The 21985-nt window shown below is 34.7% G+C and carries 16 protein-coding genes; 11 read left to right on the forward strand and 5 right to left on the reverse strand.

What is annotated here, in order from left to right:
- Positions 1–177 precede the first annotated feature (177 nt).
- Positions 178–1572 (forward strand): T9SS type A sorting domain-containing protein, encoded by a 1395-nt coding sequence (locus IPK88_05005; protein MBK8242764.1) that lies wholly within the window; start codon positions 178–180, stop codon positions 1570–1572.
- A gap of 298 nt (positions 1573–1870) precedes the next feature.
- On the opposite strand, the gene IPK88_05010 is transcribed toward IPK88_05005, so the two are convergent.
- From IPK88_05010 to bamA, 3 genes are all read right to left on the reverse strand, one after another.
- Positions 1871–3355, reverse strand: coding sequence for a hypothetical protein (locus tag IPK88_05010; protein MBK8242765.1), 1485 nt, complete (start codon positions 3353–3355; stop codon positions 1871–1873).
- Between the two features lie 8 nt (positions 3356–3363).
- Positions 3364–4521: a hypothetical protein gene (locus IPK88_05015; GenBank protein MBK8242766.1), complete on the reverse strand. Its 1158-nt coding sequence runs from the start codon at positions 4519–4521 to the stop codon at positions 3364–3366.
- Between the two features lie 127 nt (positions 4522–4648).
- The gene (bamA, locus tag IPK88_05020) at positions 4649–7162 is read right to left on the reverse strand and encodes an outer membrane protein assembly factor BamA (protein ID MBK8242767.1); all 2514 of its coding nucleotides are present in this window, start codon (positions 7160–7162) and stop codon (positions 4649–4651) included.
- 184 nt (positions 7163–7346) lie between these two features.
- On the opposite strand from bamA, the gene IPK88_05025 reads away from it, so the two are divergent.
- From IPK88_05025 to IPK88_05055, 7 genes are all read left to right on the forward strand, one after another.
- On the forward strand, positions 7347–8195 hold the full coding sequence (locus IPK88_05025) for a transketolase (GenBank protein MBK8242768.1): 849 nt from the start codon (positions 7347–7349) through the stop codon (positions 8193–8195).
- A complete protein-coding gene (locus tag IPK88_05030; GenBank protein MBK8242769.1) occupies positions 8192–9148 on the forward strand; it encodes a transketolase family protein in 957 nt (318 codons plus the stop codon). The genes IPK88_05025 and IPK88_05030 overlap by 4 nt, the downstream gene beginning before the upstream one ends.
- 102 nt (positions 9149–9250) lie before the next feature.
- Positions 9251–10390, forward strand: coding sequence for a cystathionine gamma-synthase (locus IPK88_05035; GenBank protein ID MBK8242770.1), 1140 nt, complete (start codon positions 9251–9253; stop codon positions 10388–10390).
- Positions 10391–10395: 5 nt separating this feature from the next.
- Positions 10396–11100 (forward strand): DNA repair protein RadC, encoded by a 705-nt coding sequence (gene radC, locus IPK88_05040; GenBank protein ID MBK8242771.1) that lies wholly within the window; start codon positions 10396–10398, stop codon positions 11098–11100.
- 38 nt (positions 11101–11138) lie between these two features.
- A complete protein-coding gene (locus tag IPK88_05045) occupies positions 11139–12887 on the forward strand; it encodes an ABC transporter ATP-binding protein (GenBank protein MBK8242772.1) in 1749 nt (582 codons plus the stop codon).
- A gap of 81 nt (positions 12888–12968) precedes the next feature.
- Positions 12969–13448, forward strand: a complete 480-nt coding sequence (locus tag IPK88_05050; protein MBK8242773.1) for a hypothetical protein — start codon at positions 12969–12971, stop codon at positions 13446–13448.
- A gap of 12 nt (positions 13449–13460) precedes the next feature.
- Positions 13461–14603: a glycosyltransferase gene (locus IPK88_05055; protein MBK8242774.1), complete on the forward strand. Its 1143-nt coding sequence runs from the start codon at positions 13461–13463 to the stop codon at positions 14601–14603.
- Positions 14604–14634: 31 nt separating this feature from the next.
- Here IPK88_05055 and uvrB read toward each other — a convergent pair whose 3' ends face one another.
- Positions 14635–16656, reverse strand: a complete 2022-nt coding sequence (gene uvrB / locus IPK88_05060; GenBank protein ID MBK8242775.1) for an excinuclease ABC subunit UvrB — start codon at positions 16654–16656, stop codon at positions 14635–14637.
- 38 nt (positions 16657–16694) lie between these two features.
- Between uvrB and IPK88_05065 the strand changes: the two genes are divergently transcribed.
- Entirely contained in the window at positions 16695–17465 is a 771-nt protein-coding gene (locus tag IPK88_05065; protein MBK8242776.1) for an alpha/beta fold hydrolase, read from the forward strand.
- 10 nt (positions 17466–17475) lie between these two features.
- Here IPK88_05065 and IPK88_05070 read toward each other — a convergent pair whose 3' ends face one another.
- Positions 17476–19512 (reverse strand): M13 family metallopeptidase, encoded by a 2037-nt coding sequence (locus IPK88_05070; GenBank protein MBK8242777.1) that lies wholly within the window; start codon positions 19510–19512, stop codon positions 17476–17478.
- Positions 19513–19658: 146 nt separating this feature from the next.
- Here IPK88_05070 and IPK88_05075 point away from each other — a divergent pair, with 146 nt between their 5' ends.
- Both IPK88_05075 and IPK88_05080 read left to right on the forward strand, forming a co-directional pair.
- Positions 19659–20828 carry an acyl-CoA dehydrogenase gene (locus IPK88_05075; GenBank protein ID MBK8242778.1) on the forward strand — a complete coding sequence of 390 codons (1170 nt, stop codon included), beginning with the start codon at positions 19659–19661 and terminating at the stop codon, positions 20826–20828.
- Positions 20829–20837: 9 nt separating this feature from the next.
- Positions 20838–21923, forward strand: a complete 1086-nt coding sequence (locus tag IPK88_05080) for a site-2 protease family protein (GenBank protein MBK8242779.1) — start codon at positions 20838–20840, stop codon at positions 21921–21923.
- Positions 21924–21985 lie beyond the last annotated feature (62 nt).

Genomic DNA, 21985 nt, shown 5'->3' on the forward strand with positions numbered 1-21985 from the left:
AGCAGGTATGATATTAAGAACGAAGATTCTGATCAGTAAATGAAAAAACTAATGACTTATTGGAGATGGCCTATTCTGGCTATCTCCATTTTATTAATACATGTGAATTGTTACTCACAATTTCCAAAGTATGATAACATTTGGTTAATGCCAGATTATACTGAAAATATTATGGTTATGAGCTTTAATAAGCCAGTAGATTCTCAGAATGTTAAAGTTAGTCCGGTTAAAAAATTCGTACGCTTTGTAACTGGCGCAATGATATGTGATATTAATGGGGAATTGAAAACATATTCTAATGGTTGCTTTATTAATAATTCAAATTATGAAGTAATGGAAAATGGAGATGACATTAATTCCGGAATAAATAGAAATGAAACATGTGATGCAGATTTTTATCCTGCTGGAGAACAAAGTGCAGTATACATTCCTAATCCTTTTGATTCATTAAGCTACTATATAATTCATGCATCTACTGTGGTACAATTTTCACCACTAAAATATTGGGTTGATGCATTGAGATATTCAATTATAGATATGAGGTTTAATAATGGCTTAGGTAAGGTAATTGAAAAAAATAAAGTCATCATTAATGACAGTACAACTTTAGCGGACATAGGAGCTGTTAAACATAGAAACAACCATGATTGGTGGATCATTGTAAAAAAATATTTTTATGGATCCTATGATAAGTTTTTATTAACTGATAAGGGTATTACATTTATTAACAATCAACAAATTGGTGATACTTCAAATCGATATGAAGATGGGGGAGGGGTAGTCCATATTTTCTCGCCCAATGATGGCTCAAAAATGGTTCGATATCATCCTTATGATGATGGATTTTATCTTTATGATTTTGATAGAAATACAGGAAATTTAAGTAATTTTCAAAGAATTCCAGTTATTGATAGTTTATTATCCGACGGTGGTGCTTGCTTTTCTCCATCAGGTCGATTCCTGTATATAGGAACTTATTGGGATTTATATCAATATGATCTCAACACCTCAGATATAAAGAGCAGTGAAATGCATATAGCCCATTATGACGGATATCGAACCAAAGGAAAATTCCCAGCAATGATTGGAAAAATGCAATGGGGGCCAGATTGTAAGATTTATGTTAATTGTCATAGCAGTATGGACGCACTTCATGTGATTCATAAACCAGATGAAAAGGGAAAGGCTTGTGACTTTAGACAGCATGATCTAAAACTTCCTCAAACTCACACTGGCACCATACCCAATTTTCCAAACTATCGTTTAGGGGTAGCTCCTGTTTGTGATCCAGAGCTAACTGTATCCATTCATGAAGTTCCTATACTTCCAGAATTTTTGGTTTATCCTAATCCTGCTAGAAATAATATAACACTGAGCTTCCGAGAATCGCTTTTACATAAAGCTAATTTAAGAATAATGAATACTGCAGGTCAGGTGATGGAATCAACAAACATTCCATCTGGTAGCTATGAATACTCAATGAATACTACCAGCTGGGTTAGTGGAATTTATTTTTATACCATTTCTTTGTGGGATGGATCCTTGGCTACAGGTAAATTTGTAATAGAATAATAAACGCTATTAAAATTTATTTTCCATTATCGTATAGAATTTCTGAATAGTGTTGATCATAAGATTTATAAGCTAAATGTTACAACGTTTTTATAGCGTGGATGGGAAATAAATAATTGTTTTAATGACGAACTTTGATTATTTATCCTGGTGTTAAACTTAAGTTCATCAATTAAAGCCCAACATAGTTTTAGATGAAAAAGATGATTGAATCATAGGTGAAAATTCAATATAATAATTGGATTTATTAAATATCCTAACAATCCTGAATTATGATAACGAAAATTTTAAAACCAATTTATTCTTTAGGCTTATCCGAACTATTCGAACTATCAATATTAGGTTTATTAGAATCTTTATCCCTGTTCTGTTGATTGGGATTTGGAGGCCTTTGTCCTTGGTTTCTATTAGGTTCCTGATTTGGTTTTCTCTGATTCGGATTTCTTTGGTCAGAATTGGGATTCTTGTTTTGGTTAGGATTATTGTTGTTTGGATTATTCCTATTCTGTTGATTTGGATTAGGTGGTCTTTGATTGGGGTTTCCTGAGTTTGGTCTATTGGTTTGATTTGGATTGTTTGGGTTCACGTTAGGTTTATCCGTTTGTGGCGGTCGTGCTTGGTTTTGATTTTGATTGCCTTGTCCGGAGTTTTGATCTCTGTTTGGTTTTTTCTTCTTCTTTTTCTTCCTTTTTTCTGAAGGCAACTCTATTTCTCCGGTCACATCCACAAATTCTTCATCAGGATTGATTACCACCTGCGCCAATTCAGCTGCAATGATTTCTTCAGGCATTTCATTGCGATCATTCATTGCTTTAATCCGTCTCACTTCTTCCGGACTGAGCGGCATTACGACACTTCTCCCTTTGACGGGTTCATATAGATAATACAACATGCCCTTGAATATATCTACTTTAATTAAACTCGCTGTACCTTGTTTAGCTCTTAATCGTTCGACGTTAGATGGATACTTTTCTAATTCATCCACATACATATCCAATTCATAATTCAAACAACATTTTAACCTTCCACATTGTCCGGAGAGTTTGGATTGATTAATAGCTATGTTTTGATATCGAGCTGCTGTAGTATTTACAGACTTGAAATCTGTAAGCCAGGTAGAACAGCATAATTCACGTCCGCAAGATCCAATGCCACCAATACGTGCAGATTCTTGACGGGACCCAATTTGGCGCATTTCAATCTTTATTCTGAATTCTTTGGCATATTGTCTTACCAATTCTCTAAAATCGATCCACCCATCAGCTGTATAATAGAATGTTGCCTTCTTTAAATCTGCCTGATATTCTACATCACCAATCTTCATATCCAACTTCAAGGTCCTTGATATTACCCTGGCTTTTACTAACCCGGGTTTCTCCATTTGGCGAGCTTCGATCATTCTTTCTAAGTCTCTTTGGTTGGCCTTACGTATGACATCAAATGCAATTCGATCTTCTTTGAAATTCTTTTTCTTCATCTGAAGTCTGACCAAATCTCCCATTAGACTAATTCTTCCTACGTCGTATCCACCACTACCGGTATCTACCACGACCATGTCTCCGGTATTATATCTAAATGGGTCACTTATTTTATAGAATGATTTGCGAGATCCATTTTTAAAACTGATTTCAGCAAAATCAGAACTGGTAGGATCTTCCAAATCTAAAGCAGTTAGCCAATCATATGTATTAAGTTTATTGCATCCTCCAGTAGCACAGTGACCTTTATCGCCACAGCCACTTGGCATACCATTAGTTCCCGTTTTACAACTTGTACATCCCATAATCCCTGTTATTTCTTAAACTTTCTAAGAATTTTCGATAGTTGTATCAAAAAATCAAGGAGCAAGATACGCATATTTGCATTCCTTTGAATACCAAAGATGCTATCATCAATCAATTCGTGTATAGCACCAATCTCTTCCAAACCTATACTGGTAGACAATTTATGGACATAATTCATAATTTCATTGGTTCCGGCTTCATTTTTCAATAAGCCATTTTGACTTCTTAGACTCATTGATAGGATTTGGGACATAAAATGAAACAAGTATTTCTGATCATCTCGTCCCATCTGAGCAACTATTTCAACAACACCCATCATGGCCAGGGGTTCGGCTACATATGCTTTTTGAAAAATTCCTTTAGTCAATTCCAACATATTGGAGTGCTCCTCAGCTACCATTTGCATCGCATGACTATAATTGCCTTCTGCCACCAAAGCATAATTCATGGCTTTTTCGTAAGATATATTTAAACTGTTACTTAATTTTTGCGCAATCATTTCTTCATCAAGTGGCTTTAACGCAAACTGTTGGGTACGAGATATAATCGTACTCAATATCGATTTTGCATCTTCAGTAACCAGTAATATATATGAATGTCCGGGAGGTTCTTCAAGCAATTTTAGTAAAATGTTTGATTCTTTACCCAGAAATTCAGGCAGCCATAATATGAGTATGGATTTGTCCGATTCATAGGGCTTTAATGAAAGTCTTTCAATAATCGAATGGCACTCTTTGGCTGTAATGTTCCCTTGTTTGTTTTCTTTATTAGACAATGAAAGCCAATGCTGAACATTTAAATACGGATTCTCCTTCACAGCTATTCTGAATGAATCATAATAATTTACGGATATTTCATTAGCACCATGAAGCGGAAAAGTATAATGTAGATCTGGATGAATCATTTGGGCAACCTTATAACAATTAGAACAGGTTCCACAAGGCTTAGCTTCAGAATGGCATAATAAAAGTTGACTGATATGTAGTGCAAAAAGTAGTTGACCAGATCCCGGAACTCCCGTGATTAATGAACAATGTGGGAATCTGCTGTTAGACACAATTTGATTTATAGAATCTAATAGATCATCCTGCCCACTTAATTGGGACGACCAGAGTTCTTTTGGAAAAATGACAGCTTTTTCTTCTTCTTCTTCAATAAATAACATAAGTAATTACAATATTGATCAAAGATAAGGTCTGCTATGTGCTTAGTCCCCCTTTGATAGAATTTAATATAATCTAGCAATTAGGTTATTCCATTTATCGCCACTCTGATAATTAAAATTGATGTAACTATTCAGGTTCAAAACCTAAGATCAAACTAAATTTACCATAGCTTTTCCAACCGGCATTTTGTTCCTTCAACCATGGTTGATCAATACCAAAACCATAATCAAAGCCCAATAATCCAAACATAGGTAAGAACACTCTGGCGCCGACACCTACTGATCTCTTTAAATCAAATGGGTTATATTCTTTAAAACTATACCAACCATTGGCGCCTTGAAGAAATCCCAACACATAAATGGAAGCACTCGGATTCAAGGATAGCGGATATCTTAATTCTGCAGTGAATTTATTAAATATGGTAGCATCTCCCCGATCAACACCAGCTCTATATTCCTCAGGATTTCTTGCCTTAACAGCAGCAACCTCATAACCTCTTAGAGAAATAATATCACGACCTGTTATGGTAAAGGATTGATTATTCAATCCGTCACCACCCACTTGAACGCGCTCAAATGGAGGCACACCAAGTTTTTTGTTGTAATACCCTATGAGTCCCATTTTGGCATTGAACGAAAAGACCAACTTGTTGATCAAATTAAAATACCATTCGCCATCAAAACGCCATTTGTGGTATTCAACCCACCGAAATTTATCTTGTGAACTAAGCGTTGCAGGATCCCAATTTTTTCTAAAAAGTGAATAAGGTAAGGTAAACTGTCCGGATAAACTTATACGTGATCCTGATCGTGGAAATAATGGATCAGACACTGTAGTTCGGGCAATAGTTTGTTTTAATGAAATATTATAAAAATCACCATTGGACACCGTTTCATTATCTGTTCTAAAACCATAATAATCTGTAAGACGAATTCGCTCCAAATTTAGTGCTGTACTGCTGATAAAGTTATCATCAGGCTTAGTCAGTTGAGATCCCAGTCCACCAGAAAAACGGAGTATGCTGACCTTCCCAGCCCCACTCAATTCCTGATTAATGAGGGAATAAACGCCTGCCAAAGTAAATGAATTGGGTTTCTTTCCACCCAACCAAGGTTCAGTAAATGAGAAATTATAGGATTGGTAATATTTTCCATTGGTTTGGGCACGTAAAGAAAGTTTCTGACCATCTCCTTGGGGCAATGGACTCCAACTATCTTTTTTGAAAAAATTACGGGTAGAAAAATTATTAAACACTACACCAAGTGTTCCAATTAATCCGTATGCACTCCATCCGGCAGATAATTCCAATTGATCTGAAGGTCTTTCTTCTACAGAATATTCAATATCAACAGTACCGCGTTTTGGATTAACCGGTGTATTCATACCCATAGTCTCAGGATTAAAATAACCCAAAGCCATAATAGCTCTTTGAGATCTGATCACATCACTTCGACTAAATTTTTGGCCCGGCTTTGTACGAATTTCACGACGGACCACATGTTCGTTGGTACGATCATTACCAATTATTTTTACGCGATCTATGGTTGCCTGCGCTCCTTCAACTATACGTAACTCGATATCCACGGAATCTTTTTCGATGCCAACTTCTACTGGATCTGCTCTAAAAAACAAATATCCTTCATCCATATATAAACTACTCACATCACGTCCATCCTGATTGAAACTAAGTCTCTTTTGAAGCAACTCCTGATTATAAATATCTCCTCTTTGGATGGCTAAAACATTTCGAATCTGATCTTCAGAATACAATGAATTTCCTTTAATAAAAATATTTCGATAATAGTAACGCTTACCTTCTTCAATATTTAAATGAATTCTTAATCGACCGTTCTTTGTTCTCCATATAGAATCTGAAAGTATCTGTGCATCACGGTATCCTTTGGTATTGTAATAACTTACAATTTTATTTTTATCCATTTCATATTCATCTTCGATGAATTTCGACTTAGAAAAAACTTGCCATAAGCGTTTTGTTTCTTTCATTTTCTTTCGAAGTTTCATGGATCTGACATGTTCATTTCCTTCAAAAGTAATATTGCTGATTTTTACTCTTTTGCCTTTATTAATATCTATAACTAACCTAACAGCATTATCTTTTTTATCATCTTTAAATTCGTGAATATTTACTCTTGCATCCAAATATCCTTTGTCTACATAATAATCTGTTATACGAAATATAATATTTTCCTTGACATCTTCGGTAACGATACTATTTTTAATCAATTGACTATTGACTAATTCATTCAGTTCATCATGGGCACTTTTCTTTACCCCTTTTAAAGTGTGTTTAGAATATCTGGGTTTCTCTTGCACCAGGATCTCCAACATAGCGACATCCCCAATTTCTTTGGCTAGAACAATTTCAACATTTGAAAAAAGGCGTTGCTTGTAGATGGATTTGATGGCGCCAGAAATCTCTGAGCCTGGAATACTTATTTTCTGACCTACTCGAAGACCTGATATACCGATAATGGCTTTTTCATCACTAAATGCGTTACCTTTTACAACAATGCCGCCTATTTCATAATTTTTTTTAACACCATCAAAAAAACGCTGGGCTTTTAAAATTTGGGTGGTTGAGAACACCAAATAAATGATAAAAAAGTAATATTTATACATGCTATTTAATATATTTTACGGACTATAAACGTCATAGTCCCTGAATAATTGCTTGCACGAAGGTACAAAAATGAACCAAATCAGTGGATTCCCTTTCACAGGTTGTATTTATTCATGTAATTATACCTCATTTCGATATTTATAGATCGGGTTTTTAGGAATATAAGTACCTTTGTCGTCTCTTATGAAATCCATTACAGAACTCAATAACATCGCTTCACAAGTCAGAAGGGATATCGTACGTCAGACCTGGCTTGCGAAAAGTGGTCACCCCGGTGCATCTCTAGGTTGTGCAGATCTTATGACTGCATTATATTTTGGTATTTTGGAAAAAAAACATCCATTTAACATGGAAGGATCCGATGAGGATTTATTTTTTCTTTCTAACGGTCATATTTCACCGGTTTTTTATAGTGTTTTAGCTCGATCAGGATATTTTGATATTCATGAATTAAGTAGTTTTAGAAAACTTAATTCAAGATTGCAAGGTCATCCCACGACTCACGAACATATTCCAGGAGTTAGGATTGCGTCTGGCTCTCTTGGTCAAGGACTTAGCGTGGCTGTTGGTGCGGGTTTGGGTAAAAAAATGAATGGTGATACCAAATTAGTCTATGTACTAACCGGAGATGGAGAACTTCAGGAAGGCCAAAATTGGGAAGCCATAATGAGCGCAGCCCATTATAAATTAGACAATCTCATTGCCATTGTAGATTGGAATGGTCAACAGATTGATGGTACTAACGACAAAGTTATGTCCTTGGGTGATTTACGAGGTAAATGGACAACTTTTGGTTGGGAAGTTATTGAAATGGAAGGCAATCAAATGAATTCTGTTGTGGAGCAATTACATCTGGCCAAAGAGCATACCAGTAAAGGCAAACCCATTGTTATCTTAATGAAAACCATTATGGGTTTTGGGGTAGATTTTATGATGGGAACTCATAAATGGCATGGTGTAGCACCTAATGACGAACAAACCGTTCAGGCTTTAAATCAATTACCAGAAACACTAGGAGATTTTAATATATGAGCAATTGGGATATTTTTCAAAGTAAAGGAAGTAAAGCTACTCGAAATGGATTTGGAGACGGCTTGATTGAAGCAGGAAAAACAAATCCTAATGTCGTTGCGCTTTGTGCGGATCTGGCGGGTTCATTAAAAATGGACCTGTTTGAAAAGGAATTTCCACATAGATACATTCAGGTCGGTATTGCAGAAGCTAATATGATAGGGATTGCTGCAGGTCTGGCTATAACCGGCAAAATACCCTATACAGGTACTTTTGCAAATTTTTCTACGGGTAGAGTTTATGATCAAATTCGCCAATCTGTAGCCTATTCAGATAAGAATGTTAAAATATGTGCGTCACACGCTGGTTTAACTTTAGGTGAAGACGGTGCTACACATCAAATTCTGGAAGACATCGGCCTGATGAAAATGTTACCAGGAATGACTGTAATTAATCCGGCTGATTATGCCCAAACTAAAGCCGCAGCGATTGCTATTGCGGATTACCAAGGACCAGTTTATCTTAGATTTGGAAGACCCGATTGGCCGGTATTCCTGGAGAATCAAGAATTTGTCATTGGAAAAGTCCTACATTTAAAACAAGGAAAAGATGTTTCTATTTTTGCTACAGGACACATGGTTTGGCAAGCATTAGAAGCTGTAAGAATCCTTGAAAAGGAAGGCATAGACTGCGAACTCATTAACATTCACACCATCAAACCATTAGATGAAGAAGCCATCCTTAATTCCGTAAAAAAGACGAACAGAGTGGTAACTTGTGAAGAACACCAACGTCATGGAGGTTTGGGCGATAGTATAGCACAACTTTTAGTTAGAAATCATCCATGCCCCCAAGAATATATTGCGGTAAATGATAGCTTTGGTGAAAGTGGAAAACCTTTAGAACTTTTAGATAAATACGGTCTAAGTGTAAATGATGTTGTGAATGGTGTGCGCGCTGTTTTATTAAGGTAATCATTATAAATTGGACTTTTCCGATCATTAAAAAAATAGATTTTTAGATTTTTTCCATTTGAGTAAATTAAATGGGACTGTTAATAATAAATACATATAATTATGAAATTTGGAACAAAAGTTATACACTCAGGAATAGAACCAGATCAAACAACTGGAGCAATAATGACACCAATATTCCAAACCTCTACATATGTTCAGGATGGTCCGGGAAATCACAAGGGCTATGAATATGCACGGACACAAAATCCAACCCGAACCGTACTTCAAAACAATCTGGCAGCCTTGGAGAATGGAACAGACGCTATTTGTTTTAGTAGTGGATTAGCTGCTATGGATGGCATCATCAAATTACTTAAATCTGGAGACCATGTTTTAGCTAGTAATGATATGTATGGTGGTTCGTTCAGACTTTTGGATAAAATTTTTAAACCATTTGGAATTGAAACTAACCTGATCCCAATGCAGGATTTATCCATTATAGAATCCAATATTTCTTCAGAAACTAAATTGATATGGATTGAAACTCCAACAAATCCACTTTTAAATATTGTTGATATCAAAGCTGTATGTGAGTTAGTAAAAGGAAAAAATATTTTGGTATGTGTTGATAATACCTTTGCATCTCCCTATTTGCAAAATCCTTTGGACTTAGGCGCTGATCTGGTTCTCCATTCAGCTACTAAATATTTGGGAGGTCACTCTGACGTAATTCATGGTGCTGTAATCACAAAAAATAAAGCACTTGCAGAGCGTTTGTTTTTTATTCAAAATGCAAGTGGAGCTGTACCCGGTCCCCAAGATTGTTTCCTAATTCTGCGTGGCATCAAAACACTACATATTCGGATGGATAGGGCTTGTGAAAATGCAGCTAAAATTGCCAATTTCTTAATCAATCACCCCAGAGTCAATCGAGTATTATATCCAGGATTTACTTCGCACCCAGGACATCTTATTGCTAAAAAACAAATGCGAAATTTTGGAGGAATGGTATCTTTTGATTTAAAAGATACTACAATTGAAGCCGCTTTTAGTGTTCTATCAAAAACAAAATTGTTTTCCTGTGCTGAATCATTAGGAGGTGTTGAATCATTAATTGGTCACCCTGCTTCAATGACGCACGCCTCTCTACCTAAGGAAGAACGATTAAAAAGTGGATTGACAGACTCGTTAATGCGACTTAGTGTTGGCATTGAAGACGTTGACGATCTAATCGCCGACCTCGAACAGGCACTCAAATAACTAATATGAATAATAACACCACTAAAGAAAACCAAAGCATCAAATCATGGGCAAAAGACGATAGACCAAGAGAAAAACTACTACTAAAAGGCAAGGATTCATTGAGTAATTCAGAACTGTTGGCAATATTACTTCGTTCTGGTAGCAGAGATGAAAGTGCCTTGTCATTAGCTAAGCGGATTCTTGAATCATGCAACAATAATTTGTTTGAATTAAGCAAAATTGGCATGGACCATTTTAAAAAATTTAAAGGCGTAGGAAAGGTCAAAGCAATTACAATTTTGGCTGCTCTGGAAATCGGAAAAAGGAGACAACAATCAGAAGCTCTTCACAGACCTACGATTCAAGGTAGTCGAGATGCTTATGAAATGGTTAAATACAATCTTGAAGAATTACAACACGAAGAAAGTTGGGCTATGTTTTTGAATCGTCGAAATGCCATCCTAGGAATTGAAAAAATGAGTGCCGGTGGGATATCAGGAACCATTATGGATATGAGAATGATTTATAAAAGAGCCATAGAGCATCAAGCGTCGGGAATTATTTTAGTTCATAACCACCCTTCTGGTAATCTAAAACCAAGTTCTGCAGATATGGATATTACATCAAAAGCAAAAAGTGCTGGTACAGCATTAGATATTCAATTATTAGATCACTTAATTATTTCAGAACATGGGTATTATAGTTTTGCTGATGAAGGTGTTTTGTAATTTATAATGCATAAGATTTTTTTGGTATTTTATTCCATATGACGCAAACTGCAAAAAATAATAGCGCACTTTTAAAACGGTTATTTAGATATGCTAAACCATATCAATTAATCCTCTTTACTTCAGCTATATTAGCAGTAGTCTTAGCTCCATTAAATGCGCTTACGCCTTATTTGACACATATAATGGTCGATGAATATATCATGAAATCCGATCTAGATGGGTTAAAGTATATTTCTTTATTATATTTATTGATATTACTACTCACGACTGTACTCCGTTATTTTTTTGTGATCATGACCAATCGTTTAGGTCAATATGTAATTCACGATTTGAGAAATGATGTTTTTCGCCATTTACTTTCTATGCGAATGAGTTATTTTGATAAAACGCCAGTTGGAACAAATACTACACGAACCGTAAGTGATTTGGAATCTGTGAATGTAGTTTTTTCTGAAGGTCTTATTACGATCATTGCTGATATTATTGGATTACTGACGCTTTTAGGTGTTATGTTTTATACCAGTATTAAACTAACATTGATTTCATTAATATCTATGCCATTGCTCATACTAGCCAGTTACATTTTTAAAGAAAGTGTAAAAAAATCCTTTCAACGAGTAAGAAATGAAGTAGCTAGAATGAATGGTTTTTTGCAAGAGTCTTTAAGTGGTATGCGAATCATCCAATTGTTTTCTTCAGAAAAAATGATCAATAAGAAATTTAAAGAAATAAATACAACCTACACACAAGCAAATATTGATGGAATATTTTATTACGCTGTTTTTTTTCCGGTTGTTGAAATCATTTCGGCAGCATCACTAGGATTTATGGTGTGGTGGGGCGCTCAAGGTGTTCTGGACCAATCCGTTACGATTGGACAACTGGTGGCTTTTCCAATGTTTTTAACCAGACTTTTTCAACCCATTAGGATGCTTGCTGATAAATTCAATTCACTCCAAATGGGCTTGATAGCCAGTAATCGAATTTTTGATACTTTGGATCATTCTGAAAATGATCTGAATGTGGGAACCATTGCTCCAAATTCAATTAAAGGTGATATTCAATTTGAAAATATCATGTTTGGATATCAAGCTCAGGTACCTGTTTTAAAAAGTATCAACTTCGAGGTGAAGGCAGGAACATCATTAGCTATAGTTGGAAACACAGGGTCTGGAAAAACAACAATCATAAGCTTACTGAACAGATTGTACGAATTCGACAGTGGAAACATCTATATCGATGGTGTTTCCATAAAAGAGTATGACCTACATTTTCTAAGAAGAAAGATGGGATTGGTACTTCAGGATGTATTTTTATTTTACGGTTCCTTAAAAGATAACATCAGTTTATTTGACCCAGAGATTTCATTGGATTCCATCATTGAAGCCTCAATAGCAATTGGGGCTCACGAATTTATTGAAGCATTACCGGGAGGATATGATTACCAGGTAGCTGAACGTGGTGCTAACCTTTCTTTGGGCCAACGTCAGCTGATTTCTTTCGTACGTGCTTTAGTTTTCAATCCCGATATTTTGATTTTAGATGAAGCAACTTCATCAGTGGATAGCTATACGGAATCAATTATTCAACATGCTATCAAACGCCTTATTACCAAACGAACTTCAATTATCATTGCCCACAGATTATCTACGATTAAGCATGCTGACCAAATCATCAGTCTTCAAAATGGCAAAATAGTAGAAAAAGGTACCCATGAGGAACTTTTAACACAAACCGATGGTTTGTACTCTAGACTGATACACACCCATTTTACAAATAATTAGGCTTTTTTAAAATTTATTATTAACAATTTATATATTAAATATTAATTTAATACATATTTATATTATATTTGCCCCATAATCATGATGTACAGTAATTTATATAGTAATTTAAATAATCGAAGTCTGCCTCAAAGAATTTTCGGGGCTCTCATGTTTATTGCAATTGTCACATTATTCTTGTATTTGTTCTATCAAATCTACCGATTACTATTCTTACTATCTCCACTATTTTTATTTGCTGCGGTTTTATTATTTCCAAAAGTACTTTTTGATCATTTGAAAAGTATAGGTTTAGCATTCAAGCAAAATCTCGTTGGAGGATTAACTAATCTTACCATTCAAATTATTGGTTTGCCACTTGTATCTATTGGATTGGTCTTCAAAGCTTGGGCTTACCGAAAATTCGGACAGCTTCAAGGGACAAGCAATCCATCAAAATCTGAAGATGAATTTGTAAGTTACGAAGAGGTGGATTCTACAACAAATAATCAATCAGTACAAAAAACCAAATCTATAGAGAAGGAAAAAGCTTATAGTGCTTATGAGGATCTTTTCGAATAATAAAAGTAGTGTGTGTATTTTATTTCAATAATATTATTTGCGATCACCATACTATATATTCTGCTCCAATTCGTTTATTTAATTTATTGGAATAAAATAAAAAAATTTGAAAAACCTGCACATGTTATTCCAAGAACAACAGTTTCCATTATTATACCTGCAAGAAATGAAGAGGAAAATATCGTTTCCTGCGTCAAAAGTGCTTTAGATCAGAATTATCCGCACCATCTTTTAGAAGTTATTGTTGTCGATGATCAATCAGAAGATCAAACACCCGAATTATTAGAAGACATAAAAGATAGTCGTTTTAAATTAATGCGATTAGGTGTTATTGGTAAAACCACCATTCAAGGTTCAAAAAAGAAAGCCATATCCTATGGTGTAGCACATGCTCAAGGAACCCTTATTTTAGCAACTGATGCTGATTGCGTTCTACCTGAAAATTGGGTCGAAACAATAGTAACTTATTATGAACTTAATGCATCAAAATTTATCGTTGGCCCAGTTCAAATTAAAAATGGAAAAGGGTTTTTAGGTATTTTTCAAATGCTTGATTTTATGAACTCCTTCCTAATTAATGCCTCTGGAATCAAATCCGGCTTGCATTATTTATGTAGTGCTGCCAATATAGCTTACGACAAAAATACGTTTATCCAAATTAATGCATATGATACCAATCATCATATTTCGTCTGGTGATGATATTTTTTTAATTCATAAAATGAAGTCTTTGTTTCCACATGACATTCATGTCTCAAAATCGGTTGAAACTATCGTGGAAACTAAAGCCGAAATTGACCTAAAACATTTCATAAGTCAACGTTTGCGTTGGGCCAATAAAATGAAATTTAATAAAGACTGGAAAGTAATGTTTATTGCAAGTATAGTTTGGTTTCAGAGAATCTTTACAATAATCAGTATCATCATTGGTTTCATTTATCAAAATCCATTAGCATTATATATTGGATGGATTAGTTTATGTACTCAATTAGTTTTGGATTTTATTATTCTATATCAAGCCACTACCTTCTTCTCAAAGAAACACCTACTATGGTGGTTTATACCTATGCAGTTCTTTTATACTTTATATTTTATTTTATTAGGACTATTTTCATGGTTTAATCTTCCGTTATATTGGAAAGACAGAAAAATTTAATTTCAGTTTTTTTTGTTATTCATTCAATTCCCTATTTTAATTTTTTCTTCAGTGCATTCATTTCATCTCTAAAATGTGCGGCTGAAATAAAGTCAAGATCTTTAGCTGCAGCTTTCATTTTTTGCTCTGTTTGAACGATTAATTTTTCAATTTGATCACGGTTCAAATAGGCTACCAAAGGATCTGCGGCTATGGAATTCACATCAGGTTCTACGTAAGCTCTTGGTTCTGGAGCCCTCATATCTAAAATTGAACTTTTACTCATAATTTCTTCACGCGTTTTGCTAAGTGTTTGAGGTACAATACCATGTAATTCATTATAAGCCATTTGTTTCGACCTTCTCCGATTGGTTTCATCAATGGTTCTTCGCATAGACTCTGTTATTTTATCAGCATAAAAAATAACCAAACCATTAGCATTCCTGGCTGCTCTTCCAGCAGTTTGAGTTAATGATCTGTCATTTCTTAAAAAACCTTCCTTATCTGCGTCTAGTATGGCTACTAAAGATACCTCAGGTAAATCCAACCCTTCTCTCAATAAATTGACCCCAATTAAAATATCAAATTCACCCAAACGTAAGTCACGCAAAATTTCTACGCGTTCCATGGTATCGATTTCAGAGTGTATGTATTTGCACAATAAATTTAAGCCTTGGAAATACTTCGCAAGTTCTTCCGACATTCGCTTAGTCAAAGTTGTTACTAGAATTCGTTCATTGAGTTTCTTACGTTTGTAAATTTCTTCTAACAAATCATCAATTTGATTGATTGATGGTCTTACATCTATTGGAGGGTCTAATAAACCTGTTGGCCTTACTACTTGTTCCGCAATATATCCTTGCACTTGATTTAGTTCATAGTCGCCTGGAGTTGCGCTGGCATAAATCACCTGGTTAATTTGGTTTTCGAATTCTTCAAAACTTAATGGTCTATTATCGAGAGCTGATGGCAATCTAAAACCAAACTGTACTAAATTCATTTTACGGGCTCGATCTCCTCCCCACATACCTCTAATTTGTGGTATGGTTACATGACTTTCATCAACAATCAACAAATAATCATCAGGAAAATAATCTAACAAACAAAATGGTCTTGTTCCAATAGATCGACCATCAAAAAAACGAGAATAGTTTTCAATACCACTACAATAGCCAAGTTCACGCATCATTTCCAGATCGAATTGCGTTCGCTCTTCGATACGCTTTGCTTCAGCATATTTTTTCTCGGACTCAAAATATTTTTTTTGTTCAAATAACTCATTTTCTATAGTATGCAAAATACCTTTGAGTCTATCTTTTGGAGCAACGTACAAATTAGCGGGAAATATCGCAGCTGAATCCAAACTAGTTATTCTTTTTCCACTTGAGATCTCTATTTCATCAATCTGTTCAATTTGATCTCCAAAAAAATGAATTCTTAATCCATAGTCTACATAAGGCAAACGAATATCTACTGTATCACCCTTAACTCTAAATTGACCTCTATTCAAATCACTCTCAGTCCTGCTATATAAAATATCAACCAGTCGATATAGAAACTGATTGCGTGGATAATTTTGAGACTTTTGAATTCTGATAATTCCTGCTTTGTAGTCCTCCGGATTTCCCATACCAAAAATACAAGATACAGTTGCTACAATAATGATATCCCTTCTTCCAGACAACAATGATGAAGTAGCTTTTAAGCGCAACTTATCAACTTCTTCATTAATTTGAAGGTCTTTTTCAATATAAGTATCCGTTACTGAAATGTAAGCTTCGGGTTGGTAATAATCATAATATGAAACAAAATATTCTACAGCATTATCTGGAAAAAAAGCTTTGAATTCGCCATACAATTGCGCCGTCAAGGTTTTATTATGTGTCAAAATCAAGGTAGGTTTACCAGTTTGTGCGATTACATTAGCTAAAGTAAATGTCTTACCAGATCCCGTTACACCCAATAATACTTGTGCTCGTTCTCCCTGTTCAACCCCGGTAGTCAATTGTTGGATAGCCTCTGGTTGATCGCCAGATGGCTTATAATTTGAATTCAATAAAAATGACGACATAATCAAATAAAATTGCCGTAAAATTACACCCAGTTATTGATATGAATCCAGTTAGTTTAAATATTAAGATTCAAGGCAATGGACCTCCAATATTAATACTTCATGGTTTATTCGGGAGTCTTGATAATTGGCAAACCATTGCCAATGCATTATCGAATGAATTTACCATCTATCTTATAGATTTAAGAAATCATGGTAAATCACCTCATACCGAGGATTTTAGTTATATTTTAATGGCCAATGATATTATGTATATGATACAAAAATATCAATTAGTAAAACCCTTTATGATTGGGCATTCTATGGGTGGTAAAGTCGTTTTAGAATTAATAAACTTATATCCTAATGATATTGGAAAATCCATTATAATAGATATAGCCACAAAATCATATCCCAGAGGACATGATGAAATCTTTAAATCTATGTTGGGTTTAGATTTAAAAAAAATCAATAAAAGATCTGAAGCTGAATTTGAACTTTCAAAAACAATTTTAGATCAAACTGTTAGACAATTTATTCTTAAAAATTTAGATCGAGATCAAAATCAACAATTTGTTTGGAAACTAAACTTAAAATCCTTATTTGAGAATTACAATGAAATCATCCTGGAAATCAAACCATCTAAACCAATAATAAACGAAATATTATTCATCAGAGGTGGCCGATCAAATTATATACTTGATAAAGATCAATTAGAAATTAAAAAATATTATCCAAATTCATCTTTTATAACCATTGCTGATGCTGGACATTGGGTACATGCGGACCAACCAATTCGTTTGGTAGAAATAATTAAATCCTACTGTATATAAAACTTCATTTTTACCAAATTTTAACCTGTAAACTATCTACACGATGCATTTTCATGCCTTCCTTAACTTGAAACGCTTCCATAAATTCAGGGATATGAACAAAGGGACCATTAACGCGTAATTTTGCCGGAGCATGTACATCTGTTAATATTTGAGATGCCAACCTTTCATCTCTTATGTGTCCAAGCCAACCTAAAGCATACCCTAAAAAATATCTTTGAGTAGGAGTTAGACCATTGATTGGTTTTCCCAATTTATATTGTTCTTTTTTCTTAAATGCTTCAAGACCTAAAACGACACCTCCTAAATCGGCAATATTTTCACCAAGAGTGGCCTTACCATTAACATGTAGACTATCTAAAACGACGAATTGATTAAATTGATCTACAATCAATTGTGCTTTCTTATTAAATTGATCTTCATCTTCTTTAGTCCACCAATTATTCAGATTTCCTTTTTCATCAAATTTTTTTCCCTCATCATCAAAACCATGAGTAATTTCGTGACCAATGGTCGATGCTGCGGCATATCCATAAACCAAAGCATCATCAAGATCCTCATCACGAAAACCTGGAACTGTAAATATTGCAGCAGGCAGAACAATTTCATTATTAGAAGGATTGTAATAAGCATTGTAAGTCTGAGGTGTCATATCCCAAATACTTCGATCAACTGGTTTACCCAATTTTGAAATTTGATCATTGTACCACCAGATCTGAGCATTTTTAACATTTTCAAAATAAGAATTACTGTTAATTTCCATAGATGAAAAATCTTTCCAATGATCAGGATAGCCCACTTTTTTAGTCATCAACTTTAATTTTAATAAAGCTTTTTCTTTAGTTGTGGAACTCATCCAATCTAAATCTCTGATGTGATCAGCAAAGGCAGATCGAATATCTTCCACCATATCACTATACCTTTGTTTAGATTTTGGACTAAAATACGCTTTAACAAATTCTTGTCCTAATACGTCTCCCATTGCATTTTCAATAGCACTTAAACTTCTTTTCCAACGAGGGCGTTGTGCTTCAGCTCCATGAAGAAGTGCACTGTAAAATCTAAAATGTTCATCGTTGATGTCTTTGTTTAAAGTTGCAGCAAAATGGTGTATAAAATGCCATTTGATATAAGCTTTCCAACTATTCAAATCCGTTTTTTGCAACACCATCTCAAATGTTTTAAAAAAATCAGGTTGGCCAATTATAGCTGAATCGAAATTTATGCTTGCTTTTTTACACCAATCTGTCCAATCTATACTCGGTGTCAAGGATTTTATTTGGGCTATCGAATAGGCGTGATAATTAGCATATGGATCTCTTAGGTCTTCTAATTTTTTTGAGGATTGAGCTAATTGCGTTTCGAGTGCTAAGATTTTTTTTGCTTCATCTATAGAAGTTAGAGAGTCCACTCCAACTAATCGAAACATTTTCGAGATGTGATTTGGATATTCATTTCGAATTTTCAATGTTCGTTCATCCTGATTTATATAATAATCCCGATTGGGTAATCCTAACCCGCCTTGATTTAAATAAAGTGTCATTTTATCACTTTGCTTCATATCCTGACCAACATAAAGTTCAAATCCAGATCCAATACCATATGATTTGTGTAAAGCTATTACTGTAAATAAACCAGCAATATCATTTATGTCGTCTATTTGTTGTAGATCTTTTTGAATGGGACTCATCCCTAATTGATCACATAAAGCTGAGTCCATGGCTAATTTCCAAAAATCACCAATTCTTTGATCATTTGAACCTTTAGTTGCTTGAATTTTTGATGCCTTATCACAAATGTCTCTGAGCTTGGTATAATTCTCATTGACTACTAAATTTCCAATTCCCCAATTCGTTTCTTCTTTGGGTATAGGATTATTTTTAAGCCAGGTACCACTTGCATACATGAAAAAATCTTCCCCTGGAGCTATAGCAGTATCTAAATGGTCAAATAAAATATCACCGCCACCAGGTATTGTAGTGGCTTTATTTTTACAATTTATACAAACACAACAGATCAAAAATGTGAAGACTAGGTAATTTTTCATGAAATCAAGTAATTTTGGTACAAATCTATTCTTTTTACCCGTATCAGTATTCAAATCGGTCAACAACTAGACCATTAAATTATGTTTTTGGTTTTGAATGCTATAAGACCGCTCAAATTGTGTTATTTTCGCCCAAAATCATTGGTATGTATTTTACTTTAACTGAAGAACAAATTGCTGTAAGAGAAGCCGCCAGAGACTTTGCCAAGCAAGAATTATTACCAGGCGTAATAGAAAGAGACGCTCATATGAAATTTCCTAAGGAAGAAGTGAGAAAAATGGGGGAAATGGGGTTTTTAGGAATGATGGTTTCTCCAGAATATGGGGGCGGTGGAATGGACACAATTTCCTATGTTTTGGCTATGGAAGAAATCTCCAAGGTCGATAATTCATGCTCTGTCATCATGTCTGTTAATAACAGTCTCGTTTGTTGGGGTATTGAAAAAATGGGAAACGAAGATCAAAAACTTAAATATCTACCAAAATTAGCAACTGGAGAGTGGATAGGATCTTTTTGTTTATCTGAGCCTGAGGCAGGAACGGATGCTACTCAACAAAAGACAACTGCAGTGGATTGTGGTGATTATTATTTGTTAAATGGCACGAAAAATTGGATAACTAATGGTGGTTCTTCTGCTGTTCATCTCGTTATGGCTCAAGCAAATCCAAGTGCAGGTTATAATGGGATCTGTACTTTTATAGTCGAAACTTCATGGCCGGGTGTAATGGTAGGTGCCAAAGAAGACAAATTGGGAATTCGTTCTTCTGATACACATACTATAATGTATAATGATGTTAAGGTTCCTAAAGAAAACCTTTTAGGTCCTTCCGGAGATGGTTTTAAATTTGCAATGAAAACCCTGACTGGAGGTCGAATTGGTATTGCAGCTCAAGCTTTAGGAATTGCTTCAGGTTCTTATGAATTGGCATTAGCCTATTCTAAAGAGCGAAAAACATTTGGAAAAGCAATTGCCCAACATCAAGCCATAGCCTTCAAATTAGCCGATATGGCTACTGAAGTTGAAGCAGCTCGACTTTTAGTTCATCGTGCTGCATGGATGAAAGACCAAGGCATTGATTTTACAATTGCAGCAAGTATGGCTAAACTATTCGCTTCAGATGTTGCCATGCGGCACTCCATTGAAGCAGTCCAAATACACGGTGGATATGGCTATGTCAAAGAGTATCATGTAGAACGATTAATGAGAGATGCAAAAATTACACAAATATATGAGGGTACATCAGAAGTTCAACGGATGGTTATTTCCAGAGCTGTTCTGCAAGACCAACTTTATCAACCGATGTGGAACAAATAAAAAAATTAAATGATTAATCAATCCTGGCGCTTAGGAACATTCGCAAAAATACCTGTTAAAATACATTGGACTTTTCCCTTAATATTAATTTATGTTGTTGCCAATGGGCTTTCAAACCATAATCCATGGGAAAATATATTAGTTGAAGTCTGTTTTGTAATGTCCATGTTTTGTTGTGTTGTATTGCATGAATTTGGACATGCCTTAACTGCCAGGCGATATCATATTCAGACGGAAGACATCATTTTATTGCCGATAGGTGGAGTAGCCAGACTTCGCAATATGCCTGATAAACCAAGCCATGAATTGGTTATTGCTGTTATGGGACCCGCAGTAAATGTTATAATTGCAGCTGTTATTTTTGGGTATCTCTATTATTTAAATGGATTGTCTTTTTTTACAAATGAAGAATTCAATCAAATTGAATTATTAAATTGGAATATTTTTTTACCAATACTTTTAATAGCGAATATTTTTTTGGTCATATTTAACATGATTCCTGCATTTCCAATGGATGGTGGTCGGGTATTAAGAGCCCTATTGTCTTTTAAATTAGGAAAACTAAAAGCTACATTGTGGGCAAGTAGAATAGGACAATTTATTTGTATATTATTTATTGGCTTTGGAATTTATTATGAAGCATGGACTACAGTTCTCATTGGAGTATTCATTTTTATTGCAGCTATGCAGGAATATCAAAGTGTCAGTCTCGATTTTACTCTTAAAGGCAAAATAGCCAAGATGGTGTGTCGAAAAATAAGCTATGTTATAACTTCTTATATGAGCGTTCAGGAAGCCATGGCTATAGTTTTATCAAGCGGAGATAAAAATTTTATTATTACAAATTTTAATGGTGAGTTTACTGCATCCATTAGTGCTGAAGAAATTTCCGCTGCTGTAAAACAAAATCCAGATCAACGTATATCAGATTTGAACCTCCATGAAATTCTATTTTTGGAACCGAACCGAACATTAAAAGACCTTATGTTTTATCTTAATCAAGGCTATCCACTTGTCGTGATTAAAGAAGGCCCAGAAATCTTAGGTGTTATAGATCGCCAAGCTTTAGAACATTATTTAAGTTTAAACAAATAGTCTATTTGACCACAATAGAACAGAATATTCAAATATATATTAATGAATTTAATAATCACAGA

The organism is Candidatus Defluviibacterium haderslevense, from assembly GCA_016712225.1.
Lineage (GTDB): Bacteria > Bacteroidota > Bacteroidia > Chitinophagales > Saprospiraceae > Vicinibacter > Vicinibacter haderslevensis.